At 67.0% G+C, this 5,988-nt stretch carries 6 protein-coding genes; all 6 read right to left on the bottom strand.

The features are described 5' to 3' along the window. Positions 1–29 precede the first annotated feature (29 nt). Positions 30–965: a hypothetical protein gene (locus ACFV9O_RS39295; RefSeq protein WP_385427606.1), complete on the bottom strand. Its 936-nt coding sequence runs from the start codon at positions 963–965 to the stop codon at positions 30–32. A 97-nt stretch (positions 966–1,062) separates the two neighbouring features. After that, a complete protein-coding gene (locus ACFV9O_RS39290; RefSeq protein ID WP_385427604.1) occupies positions 1,063–1,596 on the bottom strand; it encodes a hypothetical protein in 534 nt (177 codons plus the stop codon). Next, positions 1,593–3,626: a site-specific integrase gene (locus tag ACFV9O_RS39285; RefSeq protein WP_385427601.1), complete on the bottom strand. Its 2,034-nt coding sequence runs from the start codon at positions 3,624–3,626 to the stop codon at positions 1,593–1,595. The genes ACFV9O_RS39290 and ACFV9O_RS39285 overlap by 4 nt, the downstream gene beginning before the upstream one ends. Further along, positions 3,623–3,967, bottom strand: a complete 345-nt coding sequence (locus ACFV9O_RS39280; protein WP_385427599.1) for a helix-turn-helix domain-containing protein — start codon at positions 3,965–3,967, stop codon at positions 3,623–3,625. Before ACFV9O_RS39280 ends, ACFV9O_RS39285 begins: the two co-directional genes overlap by 4 nt. A gap of 16 nt (positions 3,968–3,983) precedes the next feature. Then, positions 3,984–5,087 (bottom strand): tyrosine-type recombinase/integrase, encoded by a 1,104-nt coding sequence (locus ACFV9O_RS39275; RefSeq protein ID WP_385427597.1) that lies wholly within the window; start codon positions 5,085–5,087, stop codon positions 3,984–3,986. Between the two features lie 65 nt (positions 5,088–5,152). Then, positions 5,153–5,887, bottom strand: a complete 735-nt coding sequence (locus tag ACFV9O_RS39270) for a transposase family protein (protein ID WP_385427594.1) — start codon at positions 5,885–5,887, stop codon at positions 5,153–5,155. Between the last annotated feature and the right edge of the window lie 101 nt (positions 5,888–5,988).

The following is a 5,988-nucleotide window of genomic DNA, read 5'->3' as shown; positions in this document are numbered from 1 at the left end:
AGGCTCAGCCAAGATTTCCGTGAAGCCGATCATGAGGCCGCCGTGGTCGTGACTCTGTGTTGTCGGCGGTCGGCGGCCACGAGCAGGACCCGCTTGCGGAGTAGGGGGTGGCCAGCACGGCCCGCCATCTGGCGCTTCAGCAGCTTGATGTCCGTCACTCTGCCCTCGACGCAGCCCGAGTTCCACTCCGTACTCAACCCAAGGATGACCGCATCGAGATCGGTCATGAGTCCGTCGGCGAAGGCACGCAGACCGTGGCGCTCGTCCGCGCGAGCGGCGGCGATCCACTCCGGCAGCCGGTCCGCGCTGCGGATGGCCATCATTGCGGCGAAGGACCGGACATGCCCGGTCGCGGCCTCCAATTCGGGGCAACGGGCCAGGATCGCCTTGAGGTTCTGCCGGTCGTCGTCGCTCACGCGGTCGGGGTTGCGGGTGATCCAACCGGTGACCTTCCGCACGCCCGGCGGCCGTGGCGGAGGTGTGTCGTTGGGGGTGCGGCGGAAGCGTTGGAGGTAGTCGCGCACGACGGAGTAGGAGCCGGTGAAGCCGCGTTCGCGGAGTTCGGCGTGCAGCTTCACGGCCACTGTGTGGCCTTCGTGCCAGCGTTGGTGCAGGTAGGGCTTGTAGGGGTCCAGAGTGCTGGGGAGGTTCTGCCAGCGGCCGGTGGCGAGTTCCTGCCAGGTGTCGGCCCGGGCGTAGCGTCGGACGGTGTTCACGGCCAGGCCAAGGTGGCGGGCGACAGCCCGGATGCCCAGGCCCTGGTCGAGGAGGTCGTGCACGGCCGTGTGGTGCTGCTCGACCCGGGCGGCCAGCCGGCCCGCCTTTGAGGCGGGCGGGTGCAGGACCTCGGGAGCCTCACCCAGGGTCGGAGCCGGATCCCGCAGACACGCGTGGTGCTTGCTGACCAGGCGTTTCACGGCCTCGGCGAGGTTGTGCCAGATGTGCCAGAGATCGGCAATCTGCACGGCGTCGGGGGCTCCGGCGCGGGCGCCGTCTAATGGTGGAGTCGGGTATTGGAACTCTCGGAATGCCGTCGTGGACGGCGTCCATCAGCGGGATCGGTCAGCCGTGATCGGCAGCCGAGTGGCGCTTGGTGTCGCCCGCGAAGCCCGCGGTGGCTCGGTGCAGCTGTTCAAGGAAGTGCGGCAGGGACGGGGCTGCCGGCTCGAAGTCGTCGAGCCACGACGCCGTAGTGGATCGGTGAACCTGCCCGTTCTGGTCGAGAGCGAAGAGGTGTCCTCCGCCGTCGCTGCCGAAAACGATGCCGGTGCGGTGGTCGGCTAGGCGAACTGGTCCGTATTCGGTGAGGTGGCCGAGCACCAGGTCGGGAGTGTGGATGAAGTATCCGTGGTCGATGTCTGGCAGCTGCAGCAATGCGATTGAGGAGTAGAAGATGACCAGCGTGGCGGGAAGGTCGGCGGTGTCATTCAGCCGCGAGACCGCGGCCCGGCTTTGATCGTCGGCCACGAGGACGCCGTTGTCGCCCGGCGGGTAGCCGTAGACGGTCTCGAAGTGGGCAAGTGACTGCTCAAGCATGGCGGTGATCTCGCGTTGCCAGGTGGTGAGCCAGTCGACCGAGAAGTCCGGGGTGGTCATCGGGTGCCCTGTTCTGTGTCGTGAGCGGGTGCGTCGGTGAGTGTGCCTGAGCGGCGGCTGACGTCGGCCGCATAGGCAGCCCAGTCTCCAGCTGATGCCTTCTGCCACTGGATCGCGGACTTGATATGGAGGCCCAGCATCTTCGCCAAGATCGCGGCCGGGACTTCCGAGGCGAGAGTGAACAACGCTGTATTCCGGCTCTGCCGAGAGTGAAGGCCGATCGCCTGGAGCCGTCTGGCGAGGGCTCCTTCCGTCAGTGGCCGTCCTGGCCAACGTCCGGGGAATAGCCAGTTGGACGGCATGTCGATCAGGCCGCTGCCGACACTTTTGCGCATCGTGAGGAGGCTGTCGACCAGGCCGTCGAGAGGTGCGGGAAGCACGGCGGGCCGACTTCCGAGGGCGAGAACGGTCCGGCCCGTCTGGTGGCTGACGTCGCTCGTGGTCAACTCGCAGATGACGTTGAGTTTCTGGGCATAGAGGAGGACCAGAAGTCCGGCGACTCGGTCAGCGACGGCGTACGAGTCGTCGTGCAGAAGCCGTCGGGCATCCGCCCACCGGCGGTCCTGATCGAGTGCTCCACTGGGACCATTCCAGCGGAGTGCAGGGGCGGTCAGTCCGGTGACGTGGCGGTGTTTCATGGCCCACCGGACGAAGTGCGCGGTTCGCTCTGGGTATCGAGGTTGATCGGCGAGCCATTGCTCGAACTCGGCCTGGGTGCAGGTTTCCAGGGTCAGGCTCTGTCTCTCCAGCCAGTCCAGGAGGGTGATGGCGGCCGTGACGTGGGATCGGACGTTACGGATCTGGAGGTGAGACGCGGGAGCGCCGGCGAGTCGGCTGCGCAAACGGCGCAGGTGATGCCAGACGGCATAGCCGTGAAGGACCCGCTGATGCTGAAGGGGCCCGCGCACGGCAACTTCCTGAGCGATCCACCGCTCTGCGGCATGGAGGCGTTCGTCCCGGGGTTCGAGTGCACCCGCGGCGACGAGCATCGACCGCAAGTGCGTGACCGCGTTGCTCGGCGACATCGCGTCGAGCGACTCGTGGCTGACCTGGCGATGCTCGGTCACGACGGCCCGCAGCACCGTGCGGTTGCGGGCTCTGCTCAGCCACGTCAGCGCGTTGTCGGGGCGCTCGACGCGGACCAGGGTCTGTCGAAGTTGGTCCAGCTCGGGACCTATGGTGCCGTCGGCCGGGGTGAAGACCTCGCTCAGCCTGCGCTCGAGGGAGCAACGAATGCATTCGGCTGTCGTCAGCTGCCAGGTGATCTTGCAGACGCCGCATCGTTTCCAGAACGCCGGATCGGGGTTGAGACACCGGGCGCACAACGGTTCTTGCAGCGTGCCGCCCTTCAGCGACGCCCCGGTTCCGCAGCCGGAGCACACGATCCAGCGTTCCCGACAGCGGTCGCACATCGGCTTGCCCGTCGCCTTCGAGATGGTGCCTCGGCCAGGCCGGTCGCAGATGCTGCAGCGCAGTTCGGGCCGGGGCCGACAGACCTGGCAGACTGGGCCGCTGTCGGTGATGGCGGCAACGCGGCGCCGATGGCCGCAACCCGCGCAGACTTTCCAGCTTCGCGGATCGCGCCACCAGCATGGCTGGCAGATGGCTTCGCCGTTGTCGTCCCGGCGGGCGGGTGGTTTGACCTGTTGGCACCGGTGGCAGCGAACAGCGAGGGCTTTCCTCGTGCATCCCGCACAAAGGCGGACCCCGTCGAACGGCCGGCCGAGCTTTCGCTGCTTGCCGCAGCGCGGACAGGGAGGCTCGACGACCGTGCGGGCGCCCTCACGCACGAGGGCGTAAATGAACCGCAGGACCCCCGGCGATACGGCAGAAGCCCCCTTCCCCGTGAGCAACGCGGGGCAGCTCACGATCTCTTCGGCGACGCGCCGCTGTCCATCGGGACGTACAGCCGCCTGCTGCAAGGCTATGACGACCTCTTCCGGACACACCGTCGGTTCGATCGCGCTGACCACGGCGAGCAGGGCCTTGACCGGATCGCCGACGTGCCGCGGCTCGATACTGTCGGTCACCGTGATGACCTGGTGATCCTCGCCCGCTTCGGACGCAAGGCGCCGATACTCTCGGCCGGCGCCGTCCCGCCCGACACCGCCTTCTTCGGCCGCTTCGCGGCGCCGGCAACGGCGATGGGTTCGATGAGGTCGTCCATAGTGCAGGCCAGGATGTCGAGCAAGGCCATGAGGATCTTCAGGCTAAGCCGCTCGGGTCGCTCGACAACGAGCCGGTAGACCTGGCTCGTTGAGAGAGTGATGCCGCGTTGAGCCAGGGGTGGGATGAGGTCGGTGGTGGAGAACATCCCGCGGTCCGCCATCACGGTGCGCAGGTGCCAGCGGTAGTCGAGTTTGCCGTCCATCCTGGGTCCTCCCTCGTCACTCCCCGGCGAACGCCGGAGCCAGTGCCCTGTGCAGGGCAGTGTTCATGAAGTCGTCGCTGACGTGGGTATAGATCGCGGTCGAGCTGTCGCACTCGTGGCCGACCTGCTGCTGTATGAAGCGGCGGTCTACCCCGTCCTCCGTCAGGTGCGTCACGTACGAATGTCTCAAGGAGTGCGGGACGAGTTCCTTCGGCAATCCCAGGGCATCCCGGTATGCCTCGAACCGGTCGTTGATCGAGCCGGGCTGCAAACGCCCTCCCCGCTCGGTGACCCACAACGCGGGATGATCTGGAAATCCGAATTGTGGCCGGACGTTCTCGATGTAGTCGGCCACCGCTTCGACGGCCCAGTCCATCACCGACAGCACGTTCCGCCGACGGGGTGGCTGGCCCCTCTTCGCCTTGCCGTAGCGGACGTTGAGCGTGCCGTACCGGCTGAACTGGCGGGCCTGCGGGTTGCGCCCGAAGTCGACCACGTCGAGCTTGGACGTCTCGGTCCGGCGGAGTCCCCAGCCGTAGATGACCTTGAACAGGGTGGCGTCCCGGTAGGCCGCCAAGACGCCTTTGCGCTTGGCTCGCACGGCGCGTTCGACCTGGTCATCGGCGTAGTCGAGGAACATCTGCAGTTCTTCGCGGGTGAACGGCCTCGCTTCTGGATCGCCCTCGTAGTCGTTGAGGTGAGCGATGGTGTTCCACTCATGGCAGATCGCCACGGGATGGGTGCCGAAGGCTTCCTCGCAGGCCGGTCCCCAGCCGTAGCGGCCGTCGACGAGGAACTCGGTGAACAACCGCACGTCGCCCTGGTAACTGCGGACCGTGGACGGGGCCAGGCGCTTTTCGCCGGTCAGGTAGGCCGACCACTCGTCCATGTGCCCTGGCGTCCACTGCCAGGGATAGTCGTTCGCGTACTCGAGGAAGCGGCGGATCAGCCGTTCCCGGTCATCGACTGTTTCGTCCTGCAGCCCCCGCGACTTCTGCTGAGCGCGCCAACCTCGCAGCATCGCGTCGAGCATGGCGTCCTCGGGACGGAGCTGAACTACCCCGGAAACCAGCTCCAGTTGAGCCGATCCAGCAAGAGCCGTCCTGCGCTGATGCACCACTCAGATCCATCCCTTCTGACGGGCAGATCATGCATCAGACGGGATCAGCTCGGCAACTTGCCTGCTCAGGCTGACAGTCCGCGGTAACGTGGGAGTCCTTCAAGGTGTGACCTTGAGCTGGCGCCCTGCGGATTCTCGCCCGTCTGATGCAATTCCCGAGGGTTGGCATAAGTGCCACCGCGGTCACGGCAAATGATCTCCACGCCGGGGTGCTCGGTGAGCCAGGCTGCGAAGGTGGCCGCCTCCCGCTCGGGCAACAGGTCGACCGGGGCCCGGGTCTCGCAATCGACCAGTACGGTGCCGTAGTTGTTCCTCCCCTTGCGCAGAGCGAACTCGTCCACCCCGAGCACCCGGGGCGTCGCGGCAGACGGGTCGGGCAGGGCCATGACCAGGGCCAGCAGGGTCGTCCGGCTGACCGGCACCGGCAGCCTGGCCGCAAGGCGCTCACCAGCCCGGCCCGCCAGGGCCACCGCGATCGCGCTCAACAGGTGCGCCAACAGCGGTGTCCGGCGTCCGTAGCGGACGGTGAGTCCCTCCACCTGTTCGGCGAAGGTGACCCGCGCGCAATCGGCGCCGTCGCAGAACAGACGCCGGATCATCAGCTCGATGCACACCCGGCGTCCCCCGATCGCACCATCGGCCAGCCGGCGGACATAGCCGCTGTGCCGCCGTCTCGACGGCGTACCGCAATCCGGGCACGGCACCGCCGTGACCACAGGAGTCATGGCCACGATCCGTAACAGGTCCCCCTCGGGCACCACGGACTCCACCCGCACCCCACCGAGGTGCGGCAACAACATCGTCAGCAATTCCTCACACGGGGCGAGTATCACGAGTCAAATGACGGAGCGTCACCGGCGCACGGGAGCATGATCGGCTTCACGGAAATCTTGGCTGAGCC

This window comes from Streptomyces sp. NPDC059909, assembly GCF_042730885.1.
Lineage (GTDB): Bacteria > Actinomycetota > Actinomycetes > Streptomycetales > Streptomycetaceae > Streptomyces.
Note: the sequence above shows the minus strand (reverse complement) of the source record. Positions and strands in the feature narration are given on the sequence as shown.

Bases quoted from the DNA above. Each gene is read 5' to 3' on its own strand.
- ACFV9O_RS39290 (WP_385427604.1), bottom strand. From the start codon at position 1,596: ATGACCACCCCGGACTTCTCGGTCGACTGGCTCACCACCTGGCAACGC.
- ACFV9O_RS39280 (WP_385427599.1), bottom strand. From the start codon at position 3,967: ATGGACGGCAAACTCGACTACCGCTGGCACCTGCGCACCGTGATGGCG.
- ACFV9O_RS39270 (WP_385427594.1), bottom strand. From the start codon at position 5,887: ATGTTGTTGCCGCACCTCGGTGGGGTGCGGGTGGAGTCCGTGGTGCCC.